At 41.6% G+C, this 14,858-nt stretch carries 11 protein-coding genes and 1 pseudogene; 7 read left to right on the top strand and 5 right to left on the bottom strand.

The window, feature by feature from the left end; all coding sequences use genetic code 11:
• Positions 1 to 221 precede the first annotated feature (221 nt).
• Complete coding sequence (locus FJ709_RS03405) at positions 222 to 2,045, bottom strand: S8 family serine peptidase (protein WP_226413468.1); 1,824 nt, start codon at positions 2,043 to 2,045, stop codon at positions 222 to 224.
• Between the two features lie 397 nt (positions 2,046 to 2,442).
• On the opposite strand from FJ709_RS03405, the gene FJ709_RS03410 reads away from it, so the two are divergent.
• Together FJ709_RS03410 and FJ709_RS03415 are read left to right on the top strand one after the other, a co-directional pair.
• A complete protein-coding gene (locus FJ709_RS03410) occupies positions 2,443 to 3,951 on the top strand; it encodes a cytochrome-c peroxidase (RefSeq protein ID WP_226413470.1) in 1,509 nt (502 codons plus the stop codon).
• A gap of 336 nt (positions 3,952 to 4,287) precedes the next feature.
• Complete coding sequence (locus FJ709_RS03415) at positions 4,288 to 4,536, top strand: DUF3297 family protein (protein ID WP_226413472.1); 249 nt, start codon at positions 4,288 to 4,290, stop codon at positions 4,534 to 4,536.
• A 232-nt stretch (positions 4,537 to 4,768) separates the two neighbouring features.
• Here the strand turns inward: FJ709_RS03415 and FJ709_RS19620 are convergent.
• Positions 4,769 to 5,253 (bottom strand): annotated as a pseudogene (locus tag FJ709_RS19620) (TonB-dependent receptor domain-containing protein); the annotation flags it as partial.
• A 316-nt stretch (positions 5,254 to 5,569) separates the two neighbouring features.
• Positions 5,570 to 6,439, bottom strand: coding sequence for a phospholipase A (locus FJ709_RS03425; protein ID WP_226415824.1), 870 nt, complete (start codon positions 6,437 to 6,439; stop codon positions 5,570 to 5,572).
• A gap of 236 nt (positions 6,440 to 6,675) precedes the next feature.
• Between FJ709_RS03425 and cobA the strand changes: the two genes are divergently transcribed.
• The 5 genes from cobA to cysC all read left to right on the top strand — a co-directional run bounded on the left by cobA (position 6,676) and on the right by cysC (position 12,394).
• On the top strand, positions 6,676 to 7,497 hold the full coding sequence (gene cobA / locus FJ709_RS03430) for a uroporphyrinogen-III C-methyltransferase (protein WP_226413474.1): 822 nt from the start codon (positions 6,676 to 6,678) through the stop codon (positions 7,495 to 7,497).
• A 58-nt stretch (positions 7,498 to 7,555) separates the two neighbouring features.
• Positions 7,556 to 8,464, top strand: a complete 909-nt coding sequence (gene cysD / locus FJ709_RS03435; protein WP_226413476.1) for a sulfate adenylyltransferase subunit CysD — start codon at positions 7,556 to 7,558, stop codon at positions 8,462 to 8,464.
• A 62-nt stretch (positions 8,465 to 8,526) separates the two neighbouring features.
• Positions 8,527 to 9,969 (top strand): sulfate adenylyltransferase subunit CysN, encoded by a 1,443-nt coding sequence (gene cysN, locus FJ709_RS03440; protein ID WP_226413479.1) that lies wholly within the window; start codon positions 8,527 to 8,529, stop codon positions 9,967 to 9,969.
• Between the two features lie 3 nt (positions 9,970 to 9,972).
• The gene (locus tag FJ709_RS03445; RefSeq protein WP_226413481.1) at positions 9,973 to 11,697 is read left to right on the top strand and encodes an SLC13 family permease; all 1,725 of its coding nucleotides are present in this window, start codon (positions 9,973 to 9,975) and stop codon (positions 11,695 to 11,697) included.
• A 73-nt stretch (positions 11,698 to 11,770) separates the two neighbouring features.
• Entirely contained in the window at positions 11,771 to 12,394 is a 624-nt protein-coding gene (cysC, locus tag FJ709_RS03450; protein ID WP_226413483.1) for an adenylyl-sulfate kinase, read from the top strand.
• Between the two features lie 61 nt (positions 12,395 to 12,455).
• Here the strand turns inward: cysC and fliB are convergent, their stop codons facing one another.
• Together fliB and FJ709_RS03460 are read right to left on the bottom strand one after the other, a co-directional pair.
• Complete coding sequence (fliB, locus tag FJ709_RS03455) at positions 12,456 to 13,634, bottom strand: flagellin lysine-N-methylase (RefSeq protein ID WP_226413485.1); 1,179 nt, start codon at positions 13,632 to 13,634, stop codon at positions 12,456 to 12,458.
• A 60-nt stretch (positions 13,635 to 13,694) separates the two neighbouring features.
• Positions 13,695 to 14,855 carry a membrane dipeptidase gene (locus tag FJ709_RS03460; RefSeq protein WP_226413487.1) on the bottom strand — a complete coding sequence of 387 codons (1,161 nt, stop codon included), beginning with the start codon at positions 14,853 to 14,855 and terminating at the stop codon, positions 13,695 to 13,697.
• Positions 14,856 to 14,858 lie beyond the last annotated feature (3 nt).

Raw genomic sequence — 14,858 nt, forward strand, 5'->3', positions numbered from 1 at the left:
CTAAATATTGCTTCGCGAAACTCCTTGGTGATCTATGGTCATAATGAAAAACAATGGCCAATATAGCAATCATAATCATCAAAAAACATGCCCATTTTTGAGGGGAGTCGTTAATTATTGATTCAATGGATAGATTTATGGCATAAAAAAGCCAGTTTCCTGGCTTTTTATATTGTTAAATGGCGCTTACTTTATGTCGTTTGCGCCATTAATTATGATGCTTAGAAAGTGATTGATTTGTCAGCACTACAGGTAGCAGTAGCTGCTTCACATACTTTGTAAGTGTAGTTAAGGGTTGATTTGGTGTTTAATGAATCGGTGTGAGCACCATCATTGGCGGTGGTGGTGACTTTAGTGCCGTTACGATAAACATCGACATTGTTACCTGACAATCCAGCAAAGCTTAAGTTGATAAACTTAGCGCCTCTACTCTTCACGCCATTCAAGCTTAAAGTAATATCGCCGCCAGTAGGTGGAGGTGTTACGCCGCCTGCACAACCATTAGCCGTTAAATACGCATGCGCTGCAGCAGCTTTAACAATACCGTATCCAAAGTAATCATCTTTACCTGACGTGCCAGCATCTTGAGCGGTTGCTTTAAGTGCTTTTCGAATTTCAGTACCGGTACATTCATTGTGCTGTGACCAAACTAATGCAGCAATACCTGAAACCGCAGGTGTCGCCATTGACGTTCCGCTCATAAAGCCAAAATCAGATGTACCAATATTAATATTAACACTTGATGCCGCAAGTAAAGTTGCTCGGTCTTCAAACGCTGCACCAACTGCAGGGATTGAAGTTGCGTTAGCATCACCTAATGTACCGTAAAGCATGCCCGGTGCATTATTAATAAGCACTGCGCCAACACCACCAGATGCTTCACAGTTTGCTACTTTATCGTAGAAAGAAATAACGCCACGATCGATAATACATACATTACCATTTGCGCCGCTATCTACCGCTTCTGCTGTACCCATATAATAAGTTGAGCCAGTGACATTGCCAGAATTTTCCATTGCAGAAGAAGCAACAAAAACGCCATCGACAGTCAAGCTTGATGCCGTAGCCATGCCTGCTGGATAAGTAGATAAGGTGTCTACGCCACCGGCAGTGACTTCAACACAAATGGTTTCATCTGTAGTTGCACGACGACCACTACCTGAGGTACAAGTTGGGAATTGAGAAAAATCGGCAATGTTATTATTGGCATCATTAGCACCAATCATCATCACTGATGGGTAACCTGCTGGGTAAGAACGCACATTGTTACCATCATTACCTGCTGCGGCAACGACTAAACCACCTGCGTCAGTAAACGCTTTAAATGCATTTGATTCAGTGGCGTTAGAACCGCCACCACCTAGGCTCATACTGATAATTTTAGCACCCGCTGCACTACATAAATTAGCCGCTTTTGCTAAGTCTGATGAATAGCCCCAGCCTGCTTCATTGAATACTTTAATGATGTGTAAATCGACACCTGGCGCCATACCGACAACACCAAAACCATTATCTGCTGCAATGGTTCCCGCTACGTGAGTACCATGTGGGCCACCGTTAACATCCCAGCTACCTGTGCCTGAATCATTATCACCGGAAATATTGTTCCACTCAAAATCAGTATTGCTACGGTCTAACCCTGAATCGATGATACACACTTTAATGCCTGCATTAGGGTTAAAGGTGACTTGGTTCGCTTGTGATTGATATACCGCATAAGGAGTGATTTGTTGCGTCATTGGGTTGCCGCTGTCATCAGCAAATACAGACATTAAATGACGTGGTTGATCTAATTCAACAAGTTTAACGTGGGGATTGTTTAATAGCCCTTTTACTTGTTCTAAGTCTTTACCACTAAATGTGGCAGCGATAAAGCCGTCGCCATCAACATGGATTTGCGCGCCTAACTGCTTTGCTAAGGCTTTAACAATGCCTTTTTTTTGTTGATCTACTTGAATGACATAACGATCATCTGCTGCCTGTGATGAGGCACAAACGCCTACAGTTAGAGCTAACATTGCACTTGAAAGTATAGATAATTTCATTGTTTTTCTCTTTTTAGTTATTGTTTTTACCACCACTACATCAGCCTGTCTTTGCAAGCTTTGATAGTACATATTATTTAAGGTCTTTCTATCTAACTCAGTAGAAAGTAGCATAAGGTATTATTTTAACAATTGTTTAACTTAATATTGCTTTAAATACTGTTATTTAAATTTTAAAATATCCACATGAGTTTATGAAGTGTTGTTTTATAAGGTTAATTTGTAAAGAGTTACTTCTTTTCAGAGCTTTATGTGTTTTTTGTGATTAATTGTGCGATTGTTTTTATAAATAAGTCATTAATTTTTTGAGAATTATTTTGTTACACCATTTAACATTTGCTTAACAAGGTGGCGTAGTTATACTCAGATCTGTCCACTCATCCAACGGAAAACATATATGCCAACCCATTTCAAACTTAACGCTATAGCAATAGCGAGCTTAATTCTATTAGGCGGTTGTAATGATGATAATAAGGATGACTCATCGGCTGCACAGATCAGCAAAGTGACTCAAGATGTAAGAAGTTTAGTCAGCAAATTAGCATTAACGGGCGACCCGAGTAGTGGTCGTGATTTACCTCAAGTCGGTACCCCTTTAGTCACATTAGGTATGCAATTGTTTTTTAGTAAAGCGTTGAGCGGCGAAATGGATGTTGCCTGTGTGAGTTGCCATCATCCTGCTTTGGGGGGCGGAGATGCATTAGCTTTATCAATAGGTGTTGAGGCGATAGATCCTGAACTACTTGGGGCTGAGCGTGAACACCGTTCAGATGGGACACATTTTGATGGTGGCCCAACAGTGCCACGTAATGCACCCACCACGTTTAACATAGGTTTGTGGGATAAAACCATATTTCATGATGGTCGAATTGAGAGTATTGAAGGCACAATTGGTACCAATGGCAGTGGTACGCAAACACTGACCCCAGACTCAGCAAACAGAGAAACGCCAGATCCTCAAGCGTTGAACTTGACCGCCGCTCAAGCGCGTTTCCCGGTGACTTCAAATGAAGAGATGAAAGGCCATCATAAAAGTGATTTAACCAATGAAGGTATAAGAGATTACTTAGTTGCTAGATTAAGAGGTGACAATGCAGATTTAACCACAAATCAATGGTTAGCTGCCTTTCAGTTAGGTTTTGAAGATGCTGTAGGAACGGCTGAGTCGTTAATAAACAAATCGAATGTTTTTCAGGCGATCGGTGAATATGAACGTTCGCAGGTGTTTATTGACAACCCATGGCGTGACTTTGTAGCAGGTGATGATGATGCTATCGATATTACTGCTAAAAATGGCGCTAAATTGTTTTTTGCCACTCAAGCTGAAGGTGGGGCAAATTGTGCAAGTTGCCACAGTGGTGATTTTTTCACTGATGAGTTGTACTACAATATTGCTATGCCACAAATTGGCCGAGGCAAAGGGGATGGTGTGACTGGCACAAATGATTTTGGACGCTTTAAAGTGACTAAGCAGGCAACTGATAAATTTGCCTTCAGAACACCTTCATTATTGAATGTGAGCGTGACGCTACCTTATGGGCATAATGGTGCGTATTCATCTTTAGAAGCGGTCGTGCGTCATCATTTGAATCCAGAAACTGCGGTAACTAACTATTCGGTATCGGATAACGTGACTCAGGTAGGTGTACAAACCAATAACATGGCTGAAAACACCCAAGAGGCTATTGATCAGCTAATCAGCGATAGAGTTGCAGGAGTAGATAATGTTATTGAAGATATTATGTTAAGTGATGAGCAAGTATCTCAATTGATGGCATTTTTAAATACCCTGACAGATAAGTGTATTGCTAATACAGCAACAGATGCCTGTTTAGATAAATGGGTACCTAATGATGCAATAGCCGATCCCGATGGTTTAAGGTTACAGGCTAAATTCAGCCAGTAATAATCACTAGCGCAATAAAAAACAGGGGTCTATATGGCCCTGTTTTTTATTGATATCGGGCTTATTCAGTGGATAAAAACTGCAATGTTTAACCTTGAGTTAACGCCATCTTAGTTAAAGTGAATATCGATGTGTCGTGTGAGTTTCAAGATAAATAACCGCCGCTCGGGTTAAAAAGGCGGGGTAAACAAGCGATTTTCAAAACATTTACCTGTTTGATATGGTTATTATCTTCACCTAAATGGCTTTAGCAATCACATTTATCGCTGCCGCTATTGAGCATCAGGCGTGTATTGCCTACAATGACGCACGCTTTATTCACAACAGACAACGACTATGAACGACACAACTTCACAACCTGCTTTACCAGATCGCTTAAGCGTTAACCCACGTAGTCCACACCATGTGGCAGCTATTTTTGAACATGAAATTGGCATTACCTTAAACGGTAAAGAACGTTTTGATGTTGAAGAGTATTGTATCAGTGAAGGTTGGGTAAAAGTCCCAGCTGGCAAAGCGTTAGATCGCCGTGGCCAACCATTGACGATGACGATAAAAGGTAAAGTTGAAGCATTTTATAAGTAATCTGAGTATTATTTTTGTCGCTAGTGAATGTGCTAGTGATGATTGCATCTAATTATTGAATGTATAAAAAAGCGAACCCATGGGTTCGCTTTTTTTTGGGGTGAAATTCACGCTGTTTTTGTGAGCCGTTTCCTGATTTAATCAAGTCCTAGCCTAGCAGTATCAAAGCCTAGCTAAATTAAAGCCTAGCTACATCAAGGTAGAGTTCAATTAAAGCCAGTAACATCAAGGGTTAGAAGTTTGCTCTTATGCCAGCATAAATACTGCGACTTTTTTGGATGTAATCGAGATCGGTTGCCACTTGATCGCGTTCTTCATCTAATAAGTTAGTCATCCCCATTTTTACAGTAAACATAGATGTTATTTGGTAGTGAGCACCTAAATCCAAGCTGCTATAGCCTTCTGATTTCACTTTGGTGCGCAGATATTGTTCACCGGTGTAATGATACCCAAGAAGGTTGATAACCCTTCCAATGCGAGCCATTTGACCTGCACGCTGTAACTGTCTTCTGGGGTTAAGGTAAATGGAGCACATCTTTGTTTATCTTCTGCGTTAGTTTGACTGTAATTCGCTTTTAGGCTTAAGTCTTGAGTCAGATCATACCAAGCATTGGCTTCCCAGCCGTTGATTTTAGCCTGGTTTACGTTGTGATAGGTGAGTACTGCGCCCGGAGTACGGTTCCATAACTCTGTGATGATTTTATTTTCAACATCATTACGAACAATAATATGAGTTTTATCAGGGACTCCACACACTACATGAATTTGGGGGCGTTTGTAGTGGCATAGTTATTTTGGCCACCTAAATAGAGGTGTTATTAACTGTTTTGTAAACTCAATGGCGATGATTTTTACAGAGGAATAAAATGTAATAATGAAAGTGAATCCAGTACTTGTCTGCAACTTGCGATAATACAAAAACATAAATAAATAGGCCTCAGCAACAACTCTGAGGCCTATTTATTTAAGCAAAGTGCTTAAATGAGTGGCATTAACTGCTTATTGCCTGCCGTTAATTTTACACTACTCATTTTTACAAAATATCATTTAATGCCACACCAATACCGATGCGCTGATTATGGTGGTTGTAATCAATTAAGCTTTCGCCATAACCATTAAAGTACTGGGTATAAATACGCAAGTTACCTATGATGGGATAACTCCAGGTTAATTCGACAGCGCCTTTATTATCACTTGCTAGATTATTACGCAGTAGCATAGTGAACCTGTGTTCATCTAAACCGTAAACCCCGGTGACTTCAACGTTACCCATGTAATCATCTATGTCAGGATTATCATCACCTCTAGAGTCGGTTATGAATTCTTTCTCATCTTCAGGAATACGCCACCAGGCTTTTATGCCTAAAGCAAAAGGACCGCGGTCAAATACCATGGTGCCATAAAGACGATTCCAACTTCTAGACAGTGGATTAGCTTGCCCATTTGATTGGTGCACTGCGCCAAATCCCCAAAAAGAATTTGTTAAGCCTGCCACTTTCCAGTCATTGTTAAATAACATGAACATTTCTGGTTCGTGGTTAGTTTCACGAAAGGGTGATGACACCTCTTTGTTGTATAGCTGCCAATAAGATTGGTTGGTATAGGCAAAAAATAAATGGCCATTATCACCAAACATATTGTACCAAAGGGGAAATTTGAAACTAATTTGAAACTTGGCTTCAAGATCATCAACTTGGACATCTTGGTCAGGATATTTTTCCTTAAAAGGTGTGTTGTTAGTCCGTGACTGGTATGTCACAGGTAAAATGTAGTTTGGCCTATGGGGAGTCAGTACAAAAGGTTTTTCAGATGTGGCTAACTCATCTTTTACTCGCTCATCAAGCAGTGAGTCTTCTGCAAGTAAAGAAAAAGAGAAAAAACCTGCGACTAAGGGCAGTACCATCAAAAGTTTTGGAGGTCTCATTGTCACTAGTCCGTTAAGAGTGTTCCTATCATGTGATGGTATTGTAAGCGCAATTCTTGAGTGAAATCATGTGAAATTTTATTTTTTGATTGATATCGAGTTAAAAGTCTCACTTCTCTTATAGCTAAATGGAATAAAAACTAACTATTTACTATTATATCTGGAATATATAAACCGTTATATTTGATGCCATCAAATAATACGGGGTAAGTGTAATGGAGTTAGTATCAATGCCAGGTCAGCAGGCTAAAGGCAAGGTGTGGCTAGTGGGTGCAGGCCCAGGCGACATAGAGCTATTAACCCTCAAAGCTTATCGTATTATTAAGCACGCAGATGTGGTTTTGTATGACGCACTTGTTAGCCAAGATATTCAAGATTTAATTCCCCATGGCGCAGAGAAAATCGCGGTGGGAAAACGTGCTGGTAAGCATAGTGCTAATCAGGATGAAATTAATCAGTTGCTCGTCACTAAAGCCTATACCCGTAAAAATGTTGTCCGCTTAAAAGGCGGCGACCCGTTTATTTTTGGACGTGGCGGTGAAGAGCTAGAAACCTTAGTGAAAGCTGGCGTTGAATTTGAAGTGGTTCCGGGTATTACGGCTGCCAGTGGCACGTCGGCATATGCTGGTATTCCGCTAACGCATCGAGATCACGCTCAAGGTGTGACCTTTATTACTGGCCATTGCCAATTAGCTAGCCGTCCCATGGACTGGCAAGGCTATGCAAACCCAAACAATACACTTGTGGTTTACATGGGCATCTTGAATGCCAGCATTATTAGTGATGGGTTGATTAACGCAGGACGCAGTGCCGATACGCCAGTGGCTATCGTGTCCAAAGCGACCACCTCCGCTCAACAGCGTTTTTTTGGCACCTTAGGTGAATTAGGCCAGCTAGCAGCTGACCCCGCTCTTGAAATGCCTGCGTTAATGATAATCGGCGAAGTCGTTCAGTTGGCAGATAGCTTAAATTGGTTTGTCCCTGCGACTGAACAGCAACAACATGAATATTCAAACATTACAGTTAAAAAACTGTAATTAAAATAGTTTAAATTTTGCTGCAGCAGCAGTAACTCAAAGTTAATGGAGAAGAATTATGGCAAGTCGCACATTAAGCCATTTACAACAACTGGAAGCAGAAAGCATTCAGATCATTCGTGAAGTGGCCGCTGAATTTGACAACCCTGTCATGATGTATTCGATTGGCAAAGACTCATCTGTGATGCTGCATTTGGCGCGTAAAGCCTTTTACCCCGGCAAAATTCCTTTCCCACTGATGCATATTGATACGGGTTGGAAATTTAAAGAAATGATTGAGTTTCGTGACAGTCAAGCCAAGACATTTGGCTTAGATCTGATCACTCATACCAATCAGGAAGGGGTAGAGCAAGGCGTTGGTCCTTACACTCATGGTAGTGCTAAGCACACTGACATAATGAAAACCCAAGCCCTGAAACAAGCCCTGAATAAATATGGCTTTGATGCGGCATTTGGTGGCGCCCGTCGCGATGAAGAAAAGTCACGTGCAAAAGAGCGTGTCTATTCATTCCGTGATAAGCATCACCGCTGGGACCCAAAAAGTCAGCGTCCTGAACTATGGCGCACTTATAACGGCGCGGTTAACAAGGGTGAAAGTATTCGTGTTTTCCCTTTATCAAACTGGACAGAGCTAGACATTTGGCAATATATCTACCAGGAAAATATTGAAATCGTCCCTTTGTATTTCGCTGCAGATCGTCCGGTAGTGAACAAAGGCGGCCAGCTAATCATGAAAGATGATGACCGCATGCCGTTAGATGCTGGTGAAGCCGTTACCACAGAGCGAGTCCGTTTTAGAACATTAGGGTGTTATCCATTAACCGCTGCAATGCCTTCTGATGCCGATACGTTAGAAAAAATTATTGAAGAAATGCTACTTACTCGCTCAAGTGAACGCCAGGGTAGACTGATTGACTCAGACCAAAGTGCATCAATGGAACACAAGAAGCGTCAAGGTTACTTCTAAGTCCAGTATTGGAAATGGTTTTAGACATCAGATTGATAAACTCAAATTGAGTGAGAAAGAATATGAATCAAGCAGAAAATAACACAACACGCATGGCCGCTGAAATTTTAGAGCACGGCGTAAAACAGTATTTAGCCCTTCAGCAAAACAAAGGTCTTTTACGCTTTTTAACCTGTGGCAGTGTTGATGATGGAAAAAGTACTCTTATTGGCCGTTTGTTGCACGACAGCGCGCAAATTTATGAAGATCAATTAGCGACTTTAAAAAATGACAGCGCCAAAATGGGCACCACAGGTGAGGCTATCGACTTAGCATTACTGGTTGACGGTTTACAGGCTGAGCGTGAGCAAGGTATTACCATTGATGTGGCTTACCGTTATTTCTCTAGTGAAAAACGTAAGTTCATTATTTCTGATACGCCAGGGCATGAGCAATATACCCGCAACATGGCAACAGGTGCTTCTACCTGTGACTTAGCGGTTATTTTAGTGGATGCGCGTTATGGCGTGCAAACTCAAACTAAACGCCACGCTTTTATCGCATCATTATTGGGTATTCGTCACTTTGTTGTGGCGGTCAATAAGATGGATTTAGTCGGTTTTGATCAAACGGTTTTCAATAATATTCAAGCTGACTTCGCTAAGTTTGTCAGTGATTTTGGTGATTTAGACATTCACTATGTGCCGTTATCAGCCTTAAATGGCGACAACGTTGTTAACCGTAGTACCCAATGTGATTGGTATCAAGGTGGCACATTGCTAGAGCTACTGGAAACCATTGACACCCAACGTGAGTTGAGTGAATTACCCGCACGTTTCCCTGTGCAATATGTACTGCGTCCTAACCTTGATTTCCGTGGTTTCTCAGGAACCTTATCATCAGGCATTCTAAAAGTTGGCGATGAAATTGTCGCACTGCCATCTAACAAGCGCAGCAAAATAGAACGTATTGTGACTTTTGATGGTGACTTGGTTGAAGCGGTTGCAGGGCAAGCTGTCACTATTACCCTAGAAGATGAGATTGATATTTCTCGTGGAGATTTACTCGCTAAACCAGATAGCGCGCCAAGCCTAGCGAACCATATTGTCGCAGACCTCGTGTGGATGGATGAAAAGCCATTACAGATAGGCCAACTTTACGATGTAAAAGTGGCAGGCAAGAAGACCCAAGCGGTTGTCAGTGAAATTGAATATGTCGTTGACGTTAATACCCTAGAGCGCAGCGCGGCAACGTCTTTAAGCTTAAACACTATTGCACGCGTGAAGTTAGATTTAACCGAAACCGTAGTATTAGATGCCTATAGTTTGGTGCGTGATACTGGCGGAATGATATTAATCGATCGCTTATCAAATGCCACAGTTGCAGCAGTGATGGTGGTTGACGGTTATCAAGGCGAGAAACAAGTGAATACTGAGTTTAGCGCGTTTGAACTTGAGTTTAATACCTTGGTACGCAAACATTTTCCACACTGGAATGCACGCGACATCAGTTTGCTTGGAAAATAATCTATGAATGAAATGTGGTTGTTAGCGATCATATTGTTAGCAATGGTAGGCGGCCTGATAGCAGGAGCCGCCAAACCTGCCACAATGTTTTTTATGGCGCTATTAAGCGCTTACTTGTTAGGTTTGGTTGAACTTAATCAAGCATTAATGAGCTTTACAAATAATGGCTTGATTGTATTAGTGTTGTTGGTGCTAGCCGCTACAGCATTAGAAAAAACCTGGCTGATCGGTAAGTTAAGTCAGGTGATTGGCAAAGGTAGCTTGTTTAGTACCTTAGCTAAAATGGGCATCTCTACAGCCTTGCTGTCTTCATTTACCAATAACACTGCCGTAGTGGCATCGTTAATCGGTGTGGTAAGACGTAATCAAGCCCATGCACCATCAAAGTTATTATTGCCATTAAACTATGCCGCCATTTTAGGCGGCACATTAACCTTAATTGGTACTTCAACCAATTTGATCGTTAACTCATTTGTAGAAAATGCCGGGCTTGAACCATTAGGTTTTTTTGAGTTCAGCCAAGTGGGTGTTTTTGTAGTGATAACCGGTTTAGCGGTATTGATGTTACTGGCTAATACCTTACCTGATCGTCGCGAAGAAAACCTTGATGAAGCATTGCCTTATTTACTTGAAGCGCATGTGGCTAAGCATTCTAAACTGGTAGGGCATAGCGTGGTCGATAATCGTCTGCGTGCACTAAAAAAGCTGTACCTAGTCGAACTTGAGCGCAGTGGTATTCGTATTTGTCCCGTGCCCCCTAATATGGTGATTCAAGCGGGAGATATGTTGCGCTTTAGTGGTGCAGTTGAGTCTGTTGAGCTATTGCATCAATTTGATGGGCTTGAATGGTTTGGTAAGCAACATGCCAAAGGGCAAAATCTTGTTGAAGCCGTATTAGGGCCGTCGTCTAAATTAGTTGGTACCACCCTTAAAGATGCGCGTTTTCGTGAAATTTATGACTCGGCTGTGATGGCAATTCGCCGAGGTCATGCTCCACTTAAAGGTGGCTTAGGCGATATCGTTCTTCAACCTGGGGATGTGTTATTAATTACTCCTGGAGACAGATTTTCCAATAGTCCAAATTTAAGTACCGACTTTGCAGCCATAAGTGGTTTAGATCTTAATGTGCGCCTTGATGATAAACGCAGTAATTGGGTCATTTTAGGCTTTGTACTGACCATTTTAGCCAGCGTGACCGAGTTAGTGCCTTTGGCGAAAGGCTTGGTGATTCTACTTCTGAGCTACTTTGCCATTGGTGCCGTGAGTCTATCGGAATTAAAGCGTCGCTTCCCGCTTGAATTAGTCATCATTGTTGGCAGTGCTTTAAGTTTAGCCACGCTAATGATTGATACCGGCTTAGCTAAAAATTTAGCTGATGGCGTTATCAGTGTCTTTGATGGTTATGGGGTGTTTGCGGCGTTTGTTGGGGTATTTTTTATTACTCTCATTGTGACTGAATTGATCACCAATAATGCTGCAGCAGCGCTGGCATTCCCAGTCGCCTATGCGGTAGCAACCAGTTACGGTGTCGACCCTCGTCCGTTCATTATGGCGGTCGTTTTTGGGGCCAGTGCTAGCTTTATTTCGCCTTACGGTTATCAAACCAATTTGATGGTCTATAACGCGGGTAATTATAAGTTATCTGACTTTGTACGAGTTGGATTACCTTTATCTGTAGTGTATTCACTGACCGTTATTTTTGCAGTGCCATATTTTTTCCCGTTCTAATGAATGAGTCATTTGTAGTATTGAATTTTAGTTTTTATATGCCGTTTTAACGTACGGCGTAAAAGGAGTTGTTATGACTGATATTGTTTGGCATCAGCATGAAATAGATCAAGCCGCTCGTGGGCGTCAAAAGAATCAAAATCCAGTGTTATTATGGTTTACTGGCTTATCGGGTTCAGGGAAGTCGACCCTAGCGGGTGCATTAGAACATGCACTATTTAACGCAGGTTTTCATACTTACTTGCTTGATGGTGATAATGTACGCCATGGTTTATGCAAAGACTTAGGCTTTAGCCTCGATGATCGCGATGAAAATTTACGCCGCGTCGGTGAAGTAGCTAAGTTAATGGTCGATGCCGGTTTGGTGGTGCTGTCGGCATTTATTTCACCTACCCGTGCCGAGCGTGAACGAGTAAGGAGTTTATTCCCTGAAGGCAAATTTATTGAGGTGCATGTTTCAACACCCTTAAGTGTGTGTGAATCGCGCGATCCTAAAGGTTTATATGCCAAAGCACGTAAAGGTGAAATAGCTAACTTTACAGGTATATCATCACCTTACGAAAATCCTGAGTCAGCAGAGCTCACCATAGACACTAGCAAAGGTGATCTGGCCACTCAAGTACAAGCCTTAGTTGATTACTTAAGCGCACTGCAAGTGGTAGATGGCGAAAAAATGATGGCAGGTTTAGGAATTTAATCGTAACAGATTGGATTTAATCACAGTCGGTGTGGTTTATTCACACCAACTGTGGTGCAGGTTACTGTGTTTTAAGTAAGCTGATTGCTGCGGGTAAAGAGGTTAAGCCGTATTCACTTAAGATGTTTTTAATGCGCTCAATAAACTTGGGTTTATGCTGGCGCACCACATGATAAACTTGAAAGCACTTGATAATATTTTCTTCTGTTAAGCCATTTTCTGCGTGATATACCGCGGTTAAATAACAACGGATCATAAAACAATCAATAATAAGCTGTTGTAAAACTTGTTCCGGGTCATGATCTTCATGCATCGGGAAATGATCGTGGAACATGGAATAGAGAATAAATTTGGTAAATAGTTCCGCGTGTTCTGTCAGCTTAGTTGTGACTTCGGTATTCCATATCTCATTAATCTTATCGATTGAATAATCATTTTGTTCATTACACAAAGCTGCAATCGCATTGTTAATCGACTCAAATCGAGCCCGTGTACTTCTAGAGTGGGTTTTACACAGCGCATCATGAATAGCAACAAAAGTGTGTTTTTGAGGCAAAGGAGTGTAAGGGATACTGTTAAATTGCTCTGTAATCATGCCCATTTGAGCCATATTCAGCAGCTGATTGTAACGCACGCTTAATTGTTCAATATTAGCCTTATCTAGGCGAACTTCATTACTGGTTTTGAGTAGTAATCCAATGGCTAAAAATGATTCTTGCCAGCTTAGGCCTGAATTTAACAATAAATCTAAACTGTATTCGTAAGATTTTTCTAACCAGGGCGGGCTAGGCATTAGCGCTGCTTTACTGCCGTTTTCATTGGCTGAAAATTGAAAAGCATTGTCGTCAAATAGCACGATACGAGTTACTTCTGGGCAAGATAAAAATAAGCTTTGATATTTGTCTGGGCCAATTAGTTGCTCGTTTTTAGGGTAGGTTTTACAGGTATAACTTAAGGCTTTCTCACCGGCTTTTGCATGAATGTTACATAGTTTTTGTGGGTCTAGAAAAGGACAAGCGCCATTATCATCTAATTTCACAACCGCCCATGAGCTGTCGCTTTCTTTGGTTTCGCGTAAAGCAAATTTAGCCAGATCTGCTAAATATTTATGCTTAATGGTTTTTTTATAGCTTTGTTTATCAAATATTATCTTCCAGTCATTGCAGCAACTGTCTGCACATTTAGGCCCTATACAACTAAATAAATCCACATAATTAGGTTTAATTGTCAGGTTTTCCATGTAAATCCTTTTGATAAGTTATCTCAAGATATAATGACTTATTTATGCGTAGATTGTGTATTAAATCAATACCTGCTTCAATACTCTTTGCCAGTTACCACCCATGATGCGATCGCGATCGGATGATTTAAAGCGCGCTTTTTTCAGCGCGTCATCAATCAGGCTCATACGATCGATATTGTTCAATTCGGGGATAACCACATGTTTCGGTTCTACATCAAAACCTAATACATTTTTAGCCCGTAGACTGTGCCACCAATCTAAGTACTCTTTTACCCCTTCAGCATTGTCATTATTGAGCTTTAATAAATTTTCCTGGCCCCTTAATGGATAGTCATTAGCAATCGCTACGCTGTCTACCCCGGCAATTCTGACCACATGATCAATTTGTTTAATGTAATCGCTAATGGTTGGAGTCGGTTTATTGGTTAACCAAAAGCTCATCATAAAAATACCAAATACGCCGCCGGTGTCGGCAATGGCGCGAATAACCTCATCGGGGGAGCAACGGGCATGATTAACTATATGTCTTACAGCGCCATGGCTTTGCACTATTGGGCTTTTACTGGCTTTGGCGGTATCAAGCGCGGTTTGTGCGCTGGAATGGCTAACATCAATTAACATATGGCGATGGTTAATGGCCTCAATCAGTTCGTGGCCTGCAGGAGTTAAGGGTAAATCTAACCCTGTTTTACCATTGTTATCCAATGCACCGCCAGCAAAGCGGTTACCGTAATGGTGAGTGAGCTGTAAAACTCGTAAGCCCTGTTGTTTAAATTCTTCTAGTTGCTGCCAATTGGTGCTGCTGCTGTCATCTTCGACACAATCAGCGCCTTGAATTTGGAAAAATACAGCGGTACGTTCAGCGTCATATGCTCTAGCAATATCAAGGCCTGTTTGCCCCTGTAGATATACGTCAGGGTTGGCATCGACCACAGCTTTCGCTGCTTTAATGCTTTTGATACACGCATTGTAACTGCGCTTGTAATTGGTGGTGCCGTCAGCCTGTTTGATGGCTTCAATGTCTGATATGTCGGCGATAAAGGCGCTCAACTTAGAAGCTTTAACATCGTTAATATCGTCGGGCAAAAATGATAAACCATCAATGTACAAAGGTTGTGAGCGTGCTGCCCACGCTTGTTGGCTTATAAATGGACTACATAACGCTGCTGCGCCAAGGCCTTTAAGTAATTTACGGCGGGAGAGCAAGTCATGTGACATTAA

The sequence above is a fragment of the Shewanella glacialimarina genome, from assembly GCF_020511155.1.
GTDB lineage: Bacteria > Pseudomonadota > Gammaproteobacteria > Enterobacterales > Shewanellaceae > Shewanella > Shewanella glacialimarina.